Origin of the sequence: Paenibacillus sp. NPDC057886, assembly GCF_042796655.1 — a bacterium.
Classification (GTDB): Bacteria; Bacillota; Bacilli; order Paenibacillales; family Paenibacillaceae; genus Paenibacillus.
This window is the reverse complement of sequence record NZ_JBHVMZ010000003.1, coordinates 334,712-354,408: the sequence shown is the minus strand read 5'-3', so window position 1 is coordinate 354,408 and position 19,697 is coordinate 334,712. Positions and strand designations below refer to the sequence as shown.

General features: G+C 47.1%; 12 protein-coding genes. 3 read left to right on the top strand and 9 right to left on the bottom strand.

What is annotated here, in order from left to right; genetic code table 11:
* Positions 1–25 precede the first annotated feature (25 nt).
* On the bottom strand, positions 26–889 hold the full coding sequence (locus ACFVQB_RS12190) for a helix-turn-helix domain-containing protein (RefSeq protein WP_379438845.1): 864 nt from the start codon (positions 887–889) through the stop codon (positions 26–28).
* 306 nt (positions 890–1,195) lie between these two features.
* On the opposite strand from ACFVQB_RS12190, the gene ACFVQB_RS12185 reads away from it, so the two are divergent.
* From ACFVQB_RS12185 to ACFVQB_RS12175, 3 genes are all read left to right on the top strand, one after another.
* Positions 1,196–2,884, top strand: a complete 1,689-nt coding sequence (locus ACFVQB_RS12185; protein ID WP_379438842.1) for an ABC transporter substrate-binding protein — start codon at positions 1,196–1,198, stop codon at positions 2,882–2,884.
* Positions 2,885–2,896: 12 nt separating this feature from the next.
* Positions 2,897–4,408, top strand: a complete 1,512-nt coding sequence (locus tag ACFVQB_RS12180; protein WP_379439718.1) for a glycoside hydrolase family 43 protein — start codon at positions 2,897–2,899, stop codon at positions 4,406–4,408.
* 339 nt (positions 4,409–4,747) lie between these two features.
* The gene (locus ACFVQB_RS12175; RefSeq protein ID WP_379438840.1) at positions 4,748–7,048 is read left to right on the top strand and encodes a helix-turn-helix domain-containing protein; all 2,301 of its coding nucleotides are present in this window, start codon (positions 4,748–4,750) and stop codon (positions 7,046–7,048) included.
* Positions 7,049–7,202: 154 nt separating this feature from the next.
* Here the strand turns inward: ACFVQB_RS12175 and ACFVQB_RS12170 are convergent, their stop codons facing one another.
* The 8 genes from ACFVQB_RS12170 to ACFVQB_RS12135 form a co-directional block, all read right to left on the bottom strand.
* Complete coding sequence (locus ACFVQB_RS12170) at positions 7,203–8,249, bottom strand: glycoside hydrolase family 18 protein (protein ID WP_379438837.1); 1,047 nt, start codon at positions 8,247–8,249, stop codon at positions 7,203–7,205.
* 5 nt (positions 8,250–8,254) lie between these two features.
* Positions 8,255–10,888: a transglutaminase domain-containing protein gene (locus ACFVQB_RS12165; protein WP_379438834.1), complete on the bottom strand. Its 2,634-nt coding sequence runs from the start codon at positions 10,886–10,888 to the stop codon at positions 8,255–8,257.
* A 7-nt stretch (positions 10,889–10,895) separates the two neighbouring features.
* Complete coding sequence (locus tag ACFVQB_RS12160) at positions 10,896–11,918, bottom strand: carbohydrate-binding family 9-like protein (RefSeq protein WP_379438831.1); 1,023 nt, start codon at positions 11,916–11,918, stop codon at positions 10,896–10,898.
* A 63-nt stretch (positions 11,919–11,981) separates the two neighbouring features.
* Positions 11,982–13,268, bottom strand: a complete 1,287-nt coding sequence (locus ACFVQB_RS12155) for an alpha-L-fucosidase (RefSeq protein ID WP_379438828.1) — start codon at positions 13,266–13,268, stop codon at positions 11,982–11,984.
* A 33-nt stretch (positions 13,269–13,301) separates the two neighbouring features.
* A complete protein-coding gene (locus tag ACFVQB_RS12150) occupies positions 13,302–14,897 on the bottom strand; it encodes an extracellular solute-binding protein (RefSeq protein ID WP_379438825.1) in 1,596 nt (531 codons plus the stop codon).
* 41 nt (positions 14,898–14,938) lie between these two features.
* A complete protein-coding gene (locus ACFVQB_RS12145) occupies positions 14,939–15,847 on the bottom strand; it encodes a carbohydrate ABC transporter permease (RefSeq protein WP_079351017.1) in 909 nt (302 codons plus the stop codon).
* A 16-nt stretch (positions 15,848–15,863) separates the two neighbouring features.
* On the bottom strand, positions 15,864–16,835 hold the full coding sequence (locus tag ACFVQB_RS12140; protein WP_079351018.1) for an ABC transporter permease: 972 nt from the start codon (positions 16,833–16,835) through the stop codon (positions 15,864–15,866).
* A 1,122-nt stretch (positions 16,836–17,957) separates the two neighbouring features.
* Positions 17,958–19,697: an ABC transporter ATP-binding protein gene (locus ACFVQB_RS12135; protein WP_379438820.1), complete on the bottom strand. Its 1,740-nt coding sequence runs from the start codon at positions 19,695–19,697 to the stop codon at positions 17,958–17,960.

The window sequence follows — 19,697 nt, the reverse complement described above, 5'->3', positions numbered from 1 at the left end:
CCGTCCATCACACCACAGTGGAATGTTATAGAGATTGCCTGTACGTTTTGGGAGACATGCCATACGCCTTTGTGAACTGGCGGGTAAAATAATTACTGTCGTTAAACCCGCATTTATAAGAAATTTCCGTAATGGACAGGTTCCCGTGTTTTAAGAGATTGCATGCCTTTTCCAGACGCAGCTTCTGCAAATAGGAGATCGGTGTCATCTGATAATAGGATCGAAAGATCCGGTTCAGATGCCTTACCGAAACATTCGATTTACCTGCAATCTCTTCCAAGGACACGGGTTCCAAATAATGATCCTCAATATAAGAAATGGCATTCGCCAGATGCATCAAATTATTGCCTTCTATGGCCTTCTCCTGTGTATCATAATGCCTCGACAGATAGACAACCAACTCCGTAAAACGGGAGATCAGCATTGTCTGATACCCTTGCTGCTTACTTTTATACTCCTCAATCATAACCGAAATCAGCAATTCAACATATTCCAGGCTGGGGATAGGTAAAGCCAGTTTACTCGGATAAGAGTGAAGATTACGATAAAACGGTTCCAAAACAAACAGTGCCTGAAAGCCATTGGATTTCCTCAGATCCGGTCCAGTCGAAGCGAGCATCTCCGGTCTGAACATAATATTGCATATCTGAAAATCATAGGGGTCTTTGTATGCATGCGGCGTGTCCCCATTGATCACGAATACATTTCCCTTCTTGATAAATGATTCCTCAGTGTTGACGATATGCGTGGCATTCCCATTCAGTACGATCACGAGTTCAGAAAAATCAACATGCCTATGAAGTTCCATGTCTTCGTCGTGTCCGCCGTATTGAATAAAAAATGGAAATTCGTGGTCTGAAGTAAACCACCTCAAATATGCATTACTCAAAAGATCCCCCTCCGCGAACATTGTTGGGCTGAATGTCTATATCATGCTACTCCAGGACCGAAAAATCAAGGTTTGTCGATCTCTGAGCCGATATAATTCCTCTTGTAACTGTAGAAGAACCTGACATCTAAGGGGGTGCAGTTGGTTAGAGATTACATCATACCGTTAATCTGTCGAGTGCATGTTTCTCATCACCATTTTGTAAACGCATTCAATTCTATAGAGGCTTCTTTTAGCGGGCTCTATACGTAACATGCGTCAGAAAGTCTCTCAGACCAATTATATGGATCATATCAGGGGGTTAATATGACTAAACTATCGAGAAAGATTCCAAAATGTTCTGTCGCACTTGCACTCTCGTTAAGCTTGCTGGCAGGATGCAGTAGTGGCAATGACAGCTTGGAAAGCAATGAAGAGAATGCCAGTGAAACTTCGCCGATGACGTTGACTTTCTTCGGAGCAGATTCCAACGCAAATTGGAATAAGATGCAGGATGATGTCGGCAAGGAGATTACCAAGCAGACAGGCATCACACTGGATGCCGAATTCGCAGTATCGGACCCCTCGCAGAGACTGGCACTGATCGCAGCAAGTGGTGATTACCCTGATCTGATTAGTCCCAAGGGGGATTTGGGCAAATTGGTTGATGCAGGAGCAATGCTGGACCTTACCGATTTGATCGATCAACATGCGCCAAACATCAAGAAGCTCTTCGGTGACCAAATCAAACGTCTGCGCTACAGTAACGATGACCCCTCCATCTATGTCATTCCTACCTATTCCGCCATAGACGGAGTCAGCTTTGTGGCAGGCGCAGGTTTCGAGCTTCAGCATCGTGCTGTGAAGGAAGCCGGGTATCCACAGATCAATACACTGCAAGATTATGAAAATGTCATTCGATCCTATCTGGAGAAGCACCCTACCGATGAGAACGGCAACAAAAATATCGGAATGACATTGAACGCTGATGACTGGCATATTCAAATTACCGTGACAAATCCTGCAGCTGAGACCACTGGTAAATCTGGTGATGGAGAGTACTACATTGATCCGGAAACGCATGAAGCAACTTACCATTTCCGCACGGAAGGTGAGAAAGAGTACTTCCAATGGCTTAACCATATGTATAATACCGGGTTGCTTGATCAGGAATCTTTTGTTCAGAAAAACGATCAATATCTGGCCAAAGTCGCTTCTGGTCGCGTCATTGGTCTGATCGATGCAGACTGGGGCTACTCCGATGGAGAGAAGGCGCTGAAGGCTGCAGGAAAAAATGATCAAACCTATGGACATTATTCAGTCACACTGTCTGACCAGTACAAGGATAACCGACATCAGTCCACTGGGTTCATGGCTGGCTGGGGAGTAGGCATAACTGAAAGCGCAGAGGATCCGGTCCGAGCCATTAAATTTCTGGATTTCCTCGCTTCCGAAGAAGGCCAGATCCTCAACTATTGGGGCATAGAAGGCAAGCAATATACCGTAGAGGATGGTAAGCGTGTTGTGCCTGCGGATGTGCAGCAGCGCATTATCAATGACAATATCGCCTTTACCAGAGAATCCGGCGTAGGCCTTTACACCAATATTGGTGGTCATTACGGGGATGGTGTGAAGGATTCCACTGGCAATTATTATACTAAGAACTTCCCGGAACAGATTATTGAGAATTACACGGATGCAGAGAAAGAGACCCTTAAAGCTTATGATGCAACGACCTGGATGGATCTGTTTCCAAACGAGAAGGATTTCCCGGTAAAACCATGGGGAGCGGTATGGAATTTATCTGTGCCTAGTGAAGATGAAATCAACATTATAGCTAACAAGGTGAAGGACATTACATGGAAGCAGATTCCACAGGCCGTTATGGCCAAACCGGAAGAATTCGATGCCCTCTGGAATGACTATCAGCAAAAGCTTATTGATGCAGGTGTCGAAAAAATGGAGCAGGGATTCACCAAATACGTCCAGGATCGCATTAAACTCTGGAATGAATAGGAGCACTACATGATGAACTACACCAATCCCGTGATTCCGGGCTTCTATCCAGATCCCAGCATCTGTCGGGTAGACGAAGATTATTACCTCGTAACCAGCACATTTGAATATTTCCCAGGTGTACCTCTTTTTCACAGCAAAGATCTTGTGAATTGGCACCAGATCGGCCATGTTCTCACTTCTGCCGAACAACTTCCACTCGCCAAAGCGGGCAGTTCCGGCGGCATTTATGCACCGACCCTACGCCACCATGATGACTGGTTCTACATGATAACTACCAATGTAAGCGGAGGCGGCAACTTCTATGTACGAAGCAAGCAACCTGAAGGACCTTGGTCCGATCCCATTTTTGTTGCCCAGGACGGTATAGACCCCTCCCTATTCTTTGATGATGATGGTCGTATTTACTTTCAATCCGCCTGTAATGGTGATGCAGGAGAAGGAATTTATCAATGTGAGATCGACATCTTGACGGGTAACAAGCTGACAGAGAGCCAATTCATTTGGAGAGGAACCGGCGGTGCTGCACCTGAGGCCCCTCACTTGTACAAGATAAATGGCCTCTATTATCTAATGATTGCTGAAGGGGGAACGGAATACGGGCATATGGAAACCATTGCGCGAAGCACTGATCCGTATGGGCCATTCGATCCCTGCCCTCACAATCCAATCCTGTCGAACCGAAGCATGAAAAGCAGTATTCACGCCACTGGACATGCTGATCTGGTGCAAGCCCATGACGGGAGCTGGTGGGCGGTATGCCTGGGAATTCGCCCTGCTGCCTACCCCATGCGGCATCACTTGGGGCGTGAGACATTCCTCGCACCCGTGACGTGGACGAATGACGGATGGCCGATAATCGGTCATGACGGACATATTGAGCCCGTCATGACCGGACCGCAGCTGCCTGAAGTTCATTGGCCTCACAAGGCAATCCGGGATGATTTCGATGTATCCATACTGGACCTGGACTGGATCTTTCTGCGAAATCCGGATCCTGACAGTTGGTCACTCACAGAACACCCGGGCCATCTTGTTCTGCGAGGGAACCCCATGTCTCTCAATGATGGCAGAAACCCCGCCTTTATCGGTCGTCGCTTGAGCCATTTCTTATGCAGCATGGCTGCCAAACTGAGCTTTGAACCAACGCATGATGGCGACGAAGCGGGATTGACCGTCTACATGAATGAGAAATATCATTATGATCTGGCTATAACGCGGGTCGACGGTCACAAAAAAATGATATTCCGGCGAACGGTTGGTTCTTTAAGAACAGAGGTAATTCGGGATTGTGGAGCTGGACCTGCAATATTACAGATTCAGGCCCAGCGTGATATGTTCACATTCTCCGTACAGCAAGGTTCAACAGCTGCCGCTGTCCTCGGCTCAGGCGAAACCCATCTGCTCTCTACTGAAGTGGCGGGTGGCTTCACAGGAGTCATCATTGCCATGTATGCCTACAGTCCATCGGGAGAAGGTGCACCCAGCCTGTTCGATTGGTTTGATTATGAACCGCTGGATTAAATAATGGTTTGATCTAACACGTTTAATGTAAAAAACAAAATATACTCTCTATTATCATTATCCCCTTCAAGTAGATACTCTTTGAAAAGCCTTGTGTGGTAACATAAGGAAAGGAGTGAACTTGAAGGGGATTTTACTATGGTTACATACATCGATTCTCTCAAGAAACGTTCTGCATGACTTCCCTTAAATTTCAGAAAAGATCCATTGATTTATTAGAGAAGTTCTCCTAGTATTTTTAGTAGGTACACCCAATAGCTCGGCATCATGGCAACAGCTTTACTGTCTTTATGAGAGCGCTATCGCTGCAGCTCTAAAGAAAAACGGGAGGTTGCAGATATGAAATGGAATCACTTCAAGTCCAAGCTTCTGCTTAAGTACACACTATCCTATATCTCCATTTTCCTTATACCTCTTGTTATATTAACTATTATTATTTATCACAATGCTGTGGACACGCTCCGTTCAGAGATTGAACAGACCAATGTCAATCAATTGACCCAAGCAAAAACGGTCATTGATGACCGCATGAAGGAATTACAGGACATCGCATTTCGTATCGCCTACGATGAGCAGCTAACGCGGTATTGGACCCATCATCCCTATTATAGCCGGGAATCGATTGGTGCCTTGGTCAAATACAAAGCCACCAGTTCCATTATCGATGAACTATTCCTGTTCTTCCGCGGAGATGAGAGCATCTACTCGTCCCAGGGCTCTGAGAACCTGGATGTATTCACTGGCCGCTACAAATTTAACACCTGGAACGAAACGGACATGATCCGGGATTTGAATAACGTTCAGTTTCCTACGATCAGACCGGCAGAGCAAGTCGTTCAAGGAACCAAAATACCCAATTCCATGCTGGCCTACCTTGTACCGATTGCGCCTAACAATACGCCCGCCCACGGCACTGTCATGTACCTGATTCACGAGTCCAATCTGACCGGATTGATTGATTCCATTCTCAGCGACTACCATGGGATGACTTATATTTTCGATAATTATGGGCAGGTGCTGGCCGCCAATTATAAGGGGGAAACCATTACCGAACAGGAAGTCAAATCTCTGTTTGCACTTGAGCCGGGAACGCACAGTCTCTCCTTAAATCAAGAACCGCATTCGGTTGTATCCGTCAAATCAGACGCTGGCTGGACTTATGTAACCGCTATGCCAAGCAATCAATTTTTTAGCCGAATCGTCCATATTCGTACCTTTATTGTTCTTGTTTTCTCCTTCGTGGTGGTGATGGGCACGTTCCTCGCCATTATGTTGGCCCGAAGACAATATCATCCGATTTCAGACTTGATGGAGTTCATTCGTTTAAAGAATCATCCTGAACCTGCCACAACCAGCAACGAGCTGGAATGGATTAAGAAAACGCTGCATGATTACAGCCAGCGCGTGGACCTTCAGGAGCCCTACGCTCGGAATCATATTCTGCTCATGCTACTGAAGCATGGACATACCGGAGAGCTCCCCTCTGAGTTTACGGACAATCTCGGCATACGCTTTAACCGATCCCATTACTTTGTCATGACCTTGGGCTTGGAAATGCACGCTTTTCCCAGCGGAGATCATCCCGAACAGCGTACTGCCATGCAGTTGATCAACGATATGGAACTGCCGGAGTTGTCTGCTTATGCTTATGGCGTGGAGCTTCCGCAGCCAGACCAAATGGCCCTCATCGTCGGATTTGATGCCGAAATTGGCCATGAATCTAACTTGAATGCTCGTATGGAGTCTATTGTTGAATCACTTCAATCGATGGTAACAGAGCACGTCGGAGTAGCTCCCGCGATCGGGATCGGTAACAGCTACAGTTCTCCATTGCAGCTGAACCAATCCTACATCGAGGCATCAACCGCGCTGGAAGCATCCATGCTGCACGGACAAGGCAGCAGCACCTTCTTCAACGCCCTTTCCGGTTCCGGTGCACAGGATTCTTCCTTCTGGGTAGCTAAGGATGTGATGCTGAAGCTGGTTCAGAGCTTGAAACAAGGTAGTTACGATGTGGCGGTTCAGATGGTATCGACCGCGTTGGATACCCTGAAATCCGAAATGCCGTCTGTACCGCTGCTGCGCTGCATCTGCTTTGATATTCTGAATACAATGCTCAAAACGGCCTCGGAGCTCGGCATTCATCACGTGGTTAATCAACTTCCAAGGATCACTTCCTATGACTCGCTGGAGGACTTGGAGAAAAAACTGACAGGTCTCGCCGCCGAAATCTGCGCTCATGTCGAGGCGAAGAGTGAGACAGCAGAAAGCTCCCTCATGGATGAGATCGTTGCTTATATTGATGCCAATTTCTCGGATTATGACCTCAGCCTGGGTACGATTTCATCTAAATTCACGATCTCTTCATCGTATTTCAGCCGTTCCTTCAAAGAGAAGATCGGTATGAACTTTACCCAATACATCTGGCAGAAACGGATGGATGAAGTCATCCGGCTGCTGCTGCATACAACCGATCCGTTAAAAGATATCATCACGCGCGTCGGTTACTTGGATACACCGAACTTCATCCGCAGATTCAAGAAAGAGACGGGTTACACACCCGGACAGTACCGCAAAATGCATCGTCCCAACGGCTCCGCTGATTCCCCGGATGATGACGACGAGGAGTGTATCGGATAAAGGCTTCGAACGACGTCGTTAAGGAATGCATCGGATAACCGATTCACCGAATAAATACGAAAACCTCCCTTTTACCGTATGATTAAGGGGAGGTTTTCGTATTTTCAAGTTCACTTTTCGAGAGATCTGAACGACCTCGTACGCCGAGCTTCTTCTATTTTGCAGCCGAAATACCTTGAAGCCCTTGATGGATCGCACCCAACAGACGGCGGGTCGGATCACAGCTGTATTCCCAGAACATGATCCCGGCCAGGCCTTGGTCCTTCACGTAATCGCATTTGCACCGAATCGACTCTTCATCATCATAAGATATTAGCGTGGACCCGTTAAACAGGAACGGCGCACAGGCTTCCTCATCCCAATAACGGATGTAACCATTCTTATTGATGTACTTGGCTTCCAGCTCAGCAAATGCCGGACCATAGCCGCCTGTACTACCGGCCATTTGGTGAAGGCCGTGATTTCGGTCAGGAACCTCAGTCCAGATCCGGGAGTAAAACGCAGCGCCGATAACAATCTTCTCCTTCGGAACGCCGGCGCGAACGAACAGGTTCACAGAAGCATCTGTACTAATTCGGAAAAGATCTCCGGTTGGCGTATACAGATTCGTATGATGTCCGGTCAGAACCTGAAAACCGCCGCGCATATCATAGGTCATCAACTGCACAAAATCCAGGTACTGCTGCACCTCAGCCATCTCTGTACCGTCGACGTAGTATTGATCAGCCCCTGCCGCAATCGTGAGCAGATAATGACGGCCATCCTCGGCGCCCTTGGCATCCAGTGTCTCCCGGATCGCCTTGAGAAGTAAGGTGAAGTTCCTTTTATCTTCAGGACTTGATGCGATACCGGCTTCACCGTAACAAGGGTACTCCCAGTCCAGATCAATTCCGTCAAAAGGGTACTCCTCCAGCACCCGGACCGCCGATGCGGCCATGCTGTCCCTGCCCGCCTGAGTTGAGGCGGCTTCAGAGAAACCACCCGCGCTCCATCCGCCAACGGACAGCAGCACCGTTAGACTCGGATGCTCCCGCTTAATATTCCGGATAACCTCTCCGTTTTTTAAATGCTCGGTGGTGATTTCATCATTCTTGACATGACCGAAGGCTACATTCAGATGTGTTAACTTCAACAGATCCTCATGCGACATGTCAGGAAGAACAGAATCGACGACATAACCAGCAGCAATATATTTCGTCATCCTCTTCACTCCGATCCATTCAATGATTGAGATATCGCAGCAGCAATCTGCAGAGCTTCCTTGCCTGTACCAATCTTGTACCCGGAGGCCGAATATCGGATTTGATCCTGATTATCCAGCACGAACAGATGCGGATAGCCCGCTTCGTGAGCGGCAGGTTTCGAAATGAAACCGGACAAGGACTCATAGCTTGAATCCCGTACAAAAATCGTGCGTACCGGCAGCTTCGGATAACCCCCAGAGTCAAAGGAGGCGTTCCATTCTGTATCTCCGATCACCAGCACGATTGGCACGCCCAGCTTATCCAGCGGCTCAGCCAGCTCACACAGCTCACGAATCAGATGCTTGGTCGGTTCCCGTTCTGGTTCAATCCATGCAGCAATGGCCCCCTCTGATCCCAGAAGATCCTCCAGTACCACCTCTGAACCATCCAGACGAGTCAGCTCACTGCCAGTTGCCAGTTTGCCCAGTACAGGGATGTCTACCACCGTCTCCCGATAAGTCAGTACTACCTCCGTAGTGTCTCCAGCGCGAACGGCGCAGTAAATGAAGCGGACTCTTACCGTTCCATCTTTCAAACGGATGCCAGTCGTTAAGCGATAAGCTCCCGGTTTAACCTCAAATGGATCGCTATAGACATCGGTGTGGCCATCCGGATAAATCAGCGTTTTGTACACGCCATCTTCCAGACGAGCCAACGAGAAATTCTCCGCATAGGATGCTGACGGCGCATCCTCCCGAGCCTCTGAATCCTTGAGAAGATGCAGCATTCCCCAGCTTGAGCTGTCCTCATTTCGAGAAGAGGTACGACTGAACACCGCATCCTCCCAGCCCTTTTCACTCTGGTACTGCGGTTTCTGCTCACTCGGATGTAATCGGGCCGGAATCCCCAAACTGCGGCACACAGCGACAAACAGAATATCCAGCGAGTGTGGATCTCCCTTCATCAGGCTGTAAGTACCTACAGGGTTTCCCTTGCCTCTCAGGTTAGGGAGATCCTCATAATACGTATAGCCCTGTTCCAGATTGCAGGCAAGCTTCGCAGGATCTTCCCTGAACGCCGCTGCTTCTTCCTCGGAATAAGCATTCAGGAATACGGATCGATAAGGCACCACCATTTCATAGGAGACCCGTGGGCACAGGATGTACTTCACGAACGTCCCTTCTGCCCATTGTCCACGCTGCGAAAGTGCACCTATAAGATGATCGTCCAGCGTTGGCCGAAAGGTATCAATTAAGTCTTTTTCATTCATCGACTCCAGCAACCGTAGTGGCCATTCGCCAAATTCACCGGAACGTTCCTCTAGGAAAGCTGCGATTTCCTGGCTGTTACCCCTTGCCTTCTGTAGAATATCCCATACCCGTTCCGGAGGCAGTCCAGCCGAATGAGCCAATGCAAACGCCTCTTCCTCACTCAGGAATGTATCCTCATATCCACTCCGGATCTTCGTGCCTTCCTCCAAGCGGCGGTTGTGATCCCGGATCTTATCTTCCGGTAACAAATTCACGACTTCCCCCTCTCCTTCCGGAGGAGGAACCATATCAAAATCCACGATCCCTGATGGCTGCTCAGACGAGTCCAACACTAGCTCAACATAATCGCCGTCCTGAGCTTTGAATAGAATTTCACCCCACTTGCCACCACTAACCGCACGAATTACTAGGTCGCCATGACCTGTCTTAAAGGAGGCATCTCCTTGTGCGTCCGTCTTGATTTCGGCGATGGGATAAAATTCAGCACTATTGTACAGCTCAAAGCGGACACTCGCTTCAGGCACGGGCTCACCCTGCTCATTTATTACCTTCACGCCGATGGTGTGTGCTGGCGCGTAGTTCTCCAGCAAATTGATCTCCGTATACCCCTTCTCGGAGAGCGTTATATCCTCCGGTCCCGGATAGTCGGCAAAAATCCTCGTATTAATCAACATGGCCCTGCGTGCTGGTGGGGTGAACCACCCTTGATTCAATCCGACTTCCGGCTCGCATGCCCCAATGTAATACCATTGGCCGTCTGCCCAAGCTTCCACCCATGCATGATTGCTATCACAGTGAGCCCAGCGCGGTGTGTAGACCTGACGGGCAGGTATGCCGATGCTACGGAGAGCGGCTACCGCCAGCGTGGACTCCTCGCCGCATCGACCGCGGGCATTCCGAATCATCGTCAGCGGCGAGATTGTTCGCAGATCGCTGCCAATATAAGTCGCTTTCTCATGACACCAGTAATTGGTCTCCAGAATGGCATCCGCCATGGATAACTTCGCTGTCCGTTCAGCCAATTCATCAAATATAATGCCGCGGAAATCCTCAATATTCTCTGTATTGATTCGATAGGGAAGCACAAAATGCAGAAACAGATGATCTGGTACGCGCTCCCCCCAAGGCACACGCTTGCGAATGTCCAGTGCCCGACGCACATGACTGAGGAACAATTCCCCATCATAATCAGCCAGGTCGTTCACCGGCATGTAGGCATACACATATTTCAAAGCCCATGCTTCTTCTTCAGTTAATGGCTGCTGAAACACATGAAACAGTTTATCTTTGCGGGCATCCGCAAAGTTTAACTTCTCCTGGAACTTCTGCTCGATCCGCTCTAAGGACTGTGCATCCATCGAGAACACCAAGGTTTGGCTGGTCATCGCTAGCTCACTCCTTCCACAGCTTTCCGTCTTCCCGAATACAGATTAAGATAGTGCCGTCCGAGGAAGGCGTACTAATCTGGAATAGGCTACGGGTCGTTTCAATTACAGGCTGGCAAATCAATGATTCCTCACCCATAAGTAACTTCACATCTTGTGTAAATTCACCATGAGCTTCAAAATAATTGCGTTCACGGTAATAGAGTCTGCGAAGCTCCCATTTGATTCGTTCGTCTTCTGGCAGCTCAAAGGACTGATCCATTCCGTCATCCGAGAATACGACATATCCCCATAGCTCCGGATAATGCATGTTGATAATACCCATTGGCGACCAGACCCAGTTGTCCTCCGGATAAGGTTTGCCTGTATCCGGATTCAGCACCTTGCGGTACTCACCATCCTGCACCTCAGTCTGCCATTCCACCCGTGAGAAGTTGACACGCCAGAACTCACCCGGTGCAGGAGGACGGTTGCCTTCTGCACATTCCTTTAGGCTGGTCCAGGGAATCGCGACCTCGACGCTCCATTTCCGGTTATCGGCGCCAGGTGTATTCAGCTCCCCATCGATATGTACAGCCGTCTTGAGACCGCTGATATCCCAACCGTTGACCGGAGGTCCACCATCCCGATATGGCTTCACCAATAACAGGTCCCATACCGTATTCAGCGCATTGATCTCGAACTCATAATATTGATGGGTATCCCCGTCGGGATCGATAAAAATCTCAAAATCATTGTCATAGAAAATAACGGAATCCCGCTCGGTCAATGTAGCCCATATCTGATCTTCAATCAGTTCGGCAGCAAAGTAGAAATAGTCGTCATCCCACAGCATTTTTACCCGAGTCTGTTTTCCGGGTTTCGGACGAAGATCCCCTTCGATATCCACGAAATCATCCGTCCAATCAGCAGCATTCCAGAATGCCTTGTCTACGCGGCCGTCCAGCACCAGCGGTTCCTGCGCACGCTTGCATATATAATGTTTGGGAGCATACTCAATCCTTGGCTCAGGTACTCCACTTTGGTTCATATCGCTCTCTCTCCGCTTCATGAGGGAGGGCATGCATCTAGCGGCGCATGCCCTCCCGTAATATTAGTTATGGGTAACAACGGCTCCTGAGCCGCCGTACATTTCCAGTTCCTCATCGAATTCGAGCTTAAGAACCGTCACCTGCTCATGTGTGTCCTCCGGGGTCATTTTGATCCACGTTGTCCCCGGGATATTGAACCAAGGCACACCTCCATGGATCTCATGGTTAAGTTCTTTGCCCGAATGCAGCACGGTAATCTTCTTGATCTTATTGCATAGTCCCTTGATGCATACATTCTCTTTTGGCTCGTCATAAACAAACAGGTACAATGTCTTTCTGTCCTCGGATACGGTGCTTCCCCCCAGATAATAGCGAGGCATAATGCCTTCACCCGTTCCGAATACAGCCTCTTCATGGGTTCGGATCCACGCTCCCAGCCCAAGCAGAATATCCTCTTGCCTCTCATCGATGGTGCCATCCTCGCGCGGACCGATATCCAGCAGCATGTTGCCCCCCATTGAAATACAGTCACAGAACATCCGAATGATCTGATTTAACGATTTGTATTTATGGTCTGTTGGCACATAGCCCCAAGATGTGTTGATCGTGGTGCAGAACTCCCATGGCCCCTCCGGTCTTGTGATCGGAATGCCTTGCTCCGGCGTCTTATAGTCCCCATAACCCTGAAGGCGGGAGTTAATGATGATATCCGGGTTAAAAGATTGCAGGTAATGCTTGAACTCCGGGAGATTCCACTGCTCGGCACTTCGCTCCCAGTCCCCATCGAACCACAACAGATCCACTTTTCCGTAATTCATCAAGATCTCCCGCAGCTGGTGGTTATTGAACTCAAGGAATTTCTTCCATTTCTCCTGATCCTGAACCCCATCCACAGGACTTGAATGCCGATTGACACTGCTGAGATCCTCCGGTACCTTTCCACCTTCATACACGCTAGGATAATCCGGGTGCGACCAATCAATCAGCGAAAAGTACATCCCCAGATGAATGCCCTTCTCCCGAATTGCTTCCGCATATTCCCTCACGAGATCCCGATTGGCTGGTGTCTGCTTAACGACATTGAGGTCACTATACTGCGTATCCCACAGAGCGACACCATCATGATGCTTTGTTGTCAGTACAGCATATCGGGCTCCCGATTTCTCAATCAAGTCTGCCCACTTCTCCGCATTAAACTTCGATGCCGTAAAGCCGTCCAGCTGCTTCATGTACTCTTCGTAGGAGATCCTTCCATTATAGAAGGACCACGATTCCGAAACCCCGTCCACAGCATAGATACCATAGTGGATGAATATTCCCAGTTTGGCCTCTTCAAACCATTTCTGCATCCTTGTTCACACCTCTTTCTGGAGTCCTTCTTCTTATTGACCTGTGTTCCAGCGATCGTAGGCCCCTTGATACAGTTCAACGATACGGTCGCTGCCCATTTTTTTGATCTGCGCAATATACTTATCCCAGTTCTCAAGCGGCTCTTGGCCTGTTACGAACTTCGCTTCCATCTGCTTGACGTACGTATCCAGATCAGATAATAAAGCGGTCGCTTCGCTTTGCTCTTCATTTGTTAAATAAACGTTAGGGAACGGTGATTTTCCGATGGGTACCAACTTCTCTTGATTCTGCTGGTCAAGCCATTCGTCAAATTCAGTGCGAAGACCTTTCGCTATGTCCGGATCATTAATGCCCGGTGTCAAAATGCCATAGTTCGGTGTGATTTTACCGCGATATTCCTCACGATCCCCGCCGCCAGGAACAGGCAGCCACTCTTTTACGAGATTTTCCTTGTCTTTGAATTTCCACAGCAGACCTTCAGGACCTTGATTGAACAGGGTCGCCCCATCATAGCTGTACATATAGTCGATCCAACGCATAGTTGCCTCAGGGGACGGGTTGCTGCTAGTAATAGCAAAGGTACCACGTGCCGATATGCCTGGGTGTTTACCGTATACAGGTGAGTCTGCGATCTCACTCTTCACGGGTGTCATCAGCGGATGCTTCGTGCTAGGCTCGCCGCCGAGTGTGAAGTATGGATGGTAGTCATTGAACAGCGCAAGCTTGTTGCTTTCGCCTTTTGCTTTTTTCTGATCGCCGGTTTGCGAGAAGGTCTCATGATCCAGCAAATCTTCCTTCCACAAACGGTTCATGAACGTCAGATAACCTTTGTAGCCTTCTTCTTGGTAAGGATAGTGGACTTTTCCATCCTTATCCGCATAGATTCCTTCGTTGTACATTCCCCAGAATCCGAAGAAAAACATACGAAGATCGTCCAGTTTTACAGAAGTAAGCGGAATTTCATCCTGTTGTCCGTTGCCGTTAGGATCTTCTTCCTTAACACGCTTCAGGTACGTATATAATTCCTCCGTAGTCTTAGGCTCCTCTACATTAAGTGCCTTTAGGAATTCCCCGTTGTACCACATCGGGCCTCTGTACCACACGGCAGCCGTATCGATAAATGGCAGTGCATACATATGTCCGTCAGGCGTTGTAAATGATTTGCGAACATCCGGGTTTTCGTCGAGAATCTTCTTAATATTCGGGGCATAGCCCTCATCAATGTATTTTTCCAGCGGGATCAGAATGCCTTGAGTCCCATAAGTAACCTGCTCAGCTGACTTGAGATCCGCAGCATAGAACATATCCGGTAAATCGCCGCTCGCGAATACCAGGTTTTTCTTTGTTTCAAAGCTGTCGATCGGAGAAAGCTGGTATTCCAGCTTGATGCCTGACAATTTCTCCATCTCTTGCAGGGCCGGCATCGTATTCCAGTCGGCTACGCCTGCATCCTGGGACATGACCTTTAACGTAAGCGGTTTGTCCACAATCGGGAATCCTTCTTTTTTGACCCCTTCGACATTTGAAGTCGCAGAACCTCCATCTTCATTGGAACCACAAGCTGCAAGCAATGCTGCGGATAGGGTGAGGCAGAGTACAATGGATGAAGCCTTGCGAAGCTTTTTCATGACGACAACTCCCCTTTTTTAGTGTGGATTATGGTTTAAGATCATCCCTTAACGGAACCGATCATAACACCCTGCACAAAGTAACGCTGAAGGAATGGATAAATCGCAATCACAGGTAAAGTCGAAACGATAATGACGGCATATTTGACCAGCGCAGCAATTTCCGCTTTGGAATTCATCGCCGTTGCTGAAGAGGTATCGATAGCTCCCCCGCCCTGTGCTGCCATCTCCTGAAGTACCAGGATTTGGCGCAGAAAGAGCTGCAGCGGATACTTCGAGGAATCATTTAAATAGATCATGGCACTGAAATAGCTGTTCCAATGTCCGACTCCGTAAAAGAGCGCCATCACGGCAATGATCGGCATGGAGAGCGGAAGCACAATTCGGATGAACAACCGGGTGTTGGTACATCCGTCGATATGGGCCGCTTCCTGCAGCTCCTTGGGAATGGTCGATTGGAAGAACGTACGGCATACGATAATATTCCAGATGGATGCAGCTCCTGGCAGAATAAGCGCCCACATGCTGTTCACCATCCCAAGATCCTTAACCAGCAAGTAGCTCGGGACAAGCCCTCCGCTGAAAAACATCGTTACCATAAACATCGCCATGAAGAATCCGCGTCCCACAAAATCAGAGCGGCTGAGCGCGTAGGCTGCCGGAAGAGTGACCATCAGGTTGACGAGTGTACCTACAACGGTATAGATGATCGTATTTTTGTACCCGATCCAGATGTTGGTGTTCTCAAACACGCGGGCATAACCTTCAAACGTAATTCCTTTGGGTAATAGCCACATCTCACCGGAGCTTACAAATTTGGGATCACTGATTGAGGCGCTAATGATATATAACAGCGGGTAAAGCACAATGACGAGCGCTATCGTCAGATAGATGTAGTTGCACCATAAGAATAATTTATCGCTTCTGCTTTCCTTAACCGCGGATGACATGTGTTTTCCCCTCCTTTTACCACAAGCTGTTTTCACTGGTGCGACGTGCAATTTGGTTCACCGTAATCAGCAGAATCGCATTAACTACCGAGTTGAACAATCCTACAGCTGTTGAGAAACTGTACTGCGCATCGACCAGACCGGACCGATAGACAAATGTCGAGATGACATCGGATGAACCCATGTTCAACGGATTTTGCAGCAGTAAAATTTTCTCGAATCCGACGCCCAGAATACTGCCCATATTCAGAATTAACAAAATGGTGATGGTAGGGATGATCGCTGGAATGTTAATATGCAGAATCCGTTTAAACCGGCTCGCACCATCCACCACGGCAGCTTCATGCAGTTGCGGGTCCACACCCGAGAGGGCTGCAAGGTATATAATGGTGCCCCAGCCTGCACTCTGCCAGACACCCGAGAGTACGTACACCGTCTTGAACCACGCAGGGTCCGTCAGAAATTGAGGTGCCTGAAATCCAAGAGCCTCCACCAAATTGACAATCATACCTGACGAAGGAGACAAGAAGGTGATAATCATACCTGACATTACAACGACCGAAATAAAATGCGGTGCATACGTGACCGTCTGAACGGTACGTTTGAAGAAGGAGTCCTTTACTTCATTGAAGGCTAACGCCAGAATGATGGGCAGCGGAAAACCTATAGCCAGCTCATACAAGCTGATGCTGAGGGTATTCCATAACAAATCCCAGAAATAATACGAATTAAAAAAGCGGATAAAATGATCGAAACCAACCCACGGGCTTCCCGTAACGCCAAGCGTTGGGATAAAGTTTTTGAATGCGATTTGTATGCCGTACATCGGCCCGTAATGGAAAATCAGAAAGTATAGAAATGCTGGCGCGATAAACAGATACAACTCCCAGTTTCGAATCATCCTTCTCCCTAATTTATTTTTCTTGCGGTTCGGAATCGTGTGCACCGATAGGTTTTGCGACAAGGCGGACTTCCCTTCTGGCTGCATCAGTTGTTTCCTCCTTTTCTTAATGAAAATCCGTCCGTTTTGTAAGAAGAGCGAAACACTCCTGTTCAAATGTAAGGAATGAGTCCCGGACCACATTTCTATCATGTGAGGCTCTTGCTCCCCCCCATTTGGTAACGCTTACATACTGAGTTTATGAATCATTTCCGAATCCGTAAATATGCTATTTCGATCTTCACTCTTAAAAACACCGAAAGTACTGTTAAAACAGGGGTTTACGCTTTTGGTTCCAGCTTGTCATTGTCATTTTGGAGAAGTAAAACATGTGGAATTTGACCCATTTCCCTCTTGAAGTTGTCGTTTGGAGTAGCTTCGCATGAATTTGAGAGATGTCAAATCTGAATAAAAGTTGAGAAACAGACCTTAAAGTCAAAACCTACATATGCTTAGGAAAGAGGTATTCCACGTATGCAGGTTGCATCATGGATTCAAATCGGTTAGACAGGTCGCAAGGTCTTAGCATACATAGTGCATTGCCATCTTGAATGTAATAGAGGTTCCTCTTCATTGCTGCTGTGTTTCGTCCTCCTCCTCATGCATTTGTCCTTCCAATGTCTTTCCGGTCTGCTCTCGTAATGGGTGAGGCTTACCTTTTCTCTCTTGATGCTTAGGGAAAGTGATAAGGATAGATTTAATTCAATCACATAAATGTAATATTATCTATCATATATTCCCCACCTGCTTCAAGCTCCCTCATTGCTTGGCTTTATTCTATGAGTTCCTTCCCGACTCCGTAAATATGTCGTTTTTATCCTTGACCACAAGGCACATAAACGCAGATAAACACTGGGTTTATCTGCGTTTATGTGTTGATTTTGCACATGACATGGCAACTCAGATTTATTAAATATTTCGATAAAAAACAAAAAAAGAGCTGTTTCCTTAGGAAGGAACAGCTTTATAGTCGATGAAAATATCAATTTCACACCTTATAAATGACAATATACGCGTCAGTTAATATACCATTAATCAACTATATATTTCACAATAAGTCATTTAATTTAACTTAACATGAAAAAAAACAAAAACACCATGCCACCTGATTTAGAAGAGCTAAGATCACTTGGAGGAAATTTTTAATTGATTTTAAATTGTAGAGCAGGTTTATATTTTTTGTTTCTCCACCATTTCGTAAAAAATCCCCTTTCGAGATAACAATTCATCCGGACTGCCCTGCTCTACAATTCGGCCCTTTTCGACTACCAGGATACTATCAGCATTCTTCACGGTTGAGAGCCTGTGTGCAATGACCAGAATAGTTTGATTCCCCTTTAAGTTTAACAATGTATCATTCAAGTCACTCTCCGTCATGGCATCCAGAGCAGAGGTGTACTCATCCAGCATGAGGATACGGGATTCATTCATGAATGCCCTGGCTAACAAAATCCGTTGGATTTCTCCACCAGAAAGGTTCTCTCCATGGCTCTCGACCTGCCTGTCAAATTGCTCAGGCATGGCTTCAACAAATGTTTTAACATGCGCAATTTCAACAGCAGTATTAAATCTGAGCCACATCTCTTCATCCATCTCTTCCTTTTGAAGCGGATAAATAATATTTTCCATAATGGACATATTCCACAGTACTCCCTTTTGCGGAGTGTAGCCCACATATTTTCTCAGTTCATGAATATTCAGTTCCTTGATCGGAATCCCGTCTGTTAATATCTCCCCTTCATCCGGCTCCATATACCTGTGGATGAGTTCAAAAATGGTAGATTTCCCTGAGCCACTTAATCCAACAATACCAACGAAAGCTCCTGGCTTAATATCCAGATTGAAATTCGAAATACCAAAAGAGTCGTCTCTCGCATACCGATACGATACATTTCTCAGTTGAAGCTGGGGTATTCGGGTATAATCAGGAACTTTAGCTCCTGATTCGGTCTTCTCCAATTCAAGGATTTCATTCAGGTTATCCACAATCACCTTCATGCGGCTCATATCGATATTCAACGTAAATAGCGACTTGAAAATGCCGTATAACCTTGGAAGAATCACAATAAATGCCAGCAAGGTGCCTGGTGAGATTTGGCCTTTCAGGATCAGGTACAGACTATAGCCATAAATGATCCCCGTAATCAAGGAAATGACCGTATCAGCAACAAGGTTTAATACCATATGGTGAAAAACCCGGGATTGCTTTGAAACCTTCCAGGCTTGATCGTTCCAGTCGCTCCATCGCTTTTTTTCAGCCTGTTGGCCGTTAGACATATGAACCGCTTTCAAATTATAAAAGAAATCATTCAAATAACTTATTCCCTTTTCCAAAATGCCATAATACCGCTTATCCAGCCTCTCCGTCTTGCTCCTGAATCGCTTGAAGCCATACATAAATACAGGAAATGAAATCAGGGCCACTAACGTAAGTTCAACACTCATGGAAAACATGATCCACAAGGTAGCAATCAATAAAATGGTATTGGATACAATCGACATGATGGTGTCTACCACAAAAATTTCACAAAGCATCCCCACTTGTGAGGTGATCCGGTTAATGATTTCTCCTCTTCCGATTTTGTCCACATTTCTGGGACGGATCTGAAGCAACTGAGAAAATAATCGCAGGCGAAGATTTTTGGATAATTGGTTCCCCAATTCGTTGTTATAATAAGAGGTTACGCTGTTCAAAGCGGCATACACAATGGGAACGAGAATGAGCAGCATAATATAAAATGTAGCCGTTCCCATCTGCTTTCCAGGTAAGATATCATCAAATAAACCTTTAAATAGGAGTGGTTGGGCAATAGAGACTAATGAAGCTGAAATATTAAACAATAAAATAAAAAAAATGGTTTTTTTACTTTTATGTAAGATCTCAATAATCACTGTCCGCGTTGGATTCAT

Excerpts from the sequence above, each read along its gene's own strand:
- ACFVQB_RS12150 (WP_379438825.1), bottom strand. The coding sequence starts at position 14,897 with ATGAAAAAGCTTCGCAAGGCTTCATCCATTGTACTCTGCCTCACCCTA.
- ACFVQB_RS12170 (WP_379438837.1), bottom strand. The coding sequence starts at position 8,249 with ATGACGAAATATATTGCTGCTGGTTATGTCGTCGATTCTGTTCTTCCT.
- ACFVQB_RS12155 (WP_379438828.1), bottom strand. The coding sequence starts at position 13,268 with ATGCAGAAATGGTTTGAAGAGGCCAAACTGGGAATATTCATCCACTAT.
- ACFVQB_RS12180 (WP_379439718.1), top strand. The coding sequence starts at position 2,897 with ATGAACTACACCAATCCCGTGATTCCGGGCTTCTATCCAGATCCCAGC.
- ACFVQB_RS12185 (WP_379438842.1), top strand. The coding sequence starts at position 1,196 with ATGACTAAACTATCGAGAAAGATTCCAAAATGTTCTGTCGCACTTGCA.
- ACFVQB_RS12145 (WP_079351017.1), bottom strand. The coding sequence starts at position 15,847 with ATGTCATCCGCGGTTAAGGAAAGCAGAAGCGATAAATTATTCTTATGG.
- ACFVQB_RS12140 (WP_079351018.1), bottom strand. The coding sequence starts at position 16,835 with ATGCAGCCAGAAGGGAAGTCCGCCTTGTCGCAAAACCTATCGGTGCAC.
- ACFVQB_RS12135 (WP_379438820.1), bottom strand. The coding sequence starts at position 19,697 with ATGAATCCAACGCGGACAGTGATTATTGAGATCTTACATAAAAGTAAA.
- ACFVQB_RS12175 (WP_379438840.1), top strand. The coding sequence starts at position 4,748 with ATGAAATGGAATCACTTCAAGTCCAAGCTTCTGCTTAAGTACACACTA.
- ACFVQB_RS12160 (WP_379438831.1), bottom strand. The coding sequence starts at position 11,918 with ATGAACCAAAGTGGAGTACCTGAGCCAAGGATTGAGTATGCTCCCAAA.
- ACFVQB_RS12165 (WP_379438834.1), bottom strand. The coding sequence starts at position 10,888 with ATGACCAGCCAAACCTTGGTGTTCTCGATGGATGCACAGTCCTTAGAG.